1 protein-coding gene is annotated in these 426 nt (G+C 71.6%); it reads left to right on the forward strand.

Features of this window, described 5'->3' with window-relative positions:
* The coding region (locus D7Y13_RS43430; RefSeq protein ID WP_208734675.1) for a site-specific integrase at nt 1–358 on the forward strand (358 nt) is incomplete at its 5' end.
* Between the last annotated feature and the right edge of the window lie 68 nt (nt 359–426).

The raw sequence follows: 426 nt of genomic DNA on the forward strand, positions 1-426 counted from the left end.
GGGCGGGAGGGCAAACGTCTGCGCTCGCCCCGTGGGGGAGGCGCGAGCCTTCCGGCTGGTGGGAGACGGCGCCGACGTGGCCGAGGCCAACGCCTTCCTACGCTCGCTGGAGCTGCGTGGGCTGTCCCCTCGCACCGTGCGCGCCTCCGCGATGGACTTCGTGGAGTTGCTGCCCTGGCTGAGGGGCAGGGCGCTCACGGCCCGCGAGCTCACCGATGCGGCGCTGCTCGACTTCCTGAGGGCCCAGCGGGAGGCCGCAGACCAGCCTCGCTCCATCAACCGGCCGGTTAACTGCGGCTGCCGTCGGGAGCCACTGCAGAACCGCGGGGCTCACTTTCGCGGGCGGATTATCCGGTGAGTTGACCGTTAACCGGCCAATCCACCCGCAAGCGTCTGCGAAGGGGCCCAGGGGAGGGGCAGGGTGGC

Source organism: Corallococcus praedator, from assembly GCF_003612125.1.
GTDB lineage: Bacteria > Myxococcota > Myxococcia > Myxococcales > Myxococcaceae > Corallococcus > Corallococcus praedator.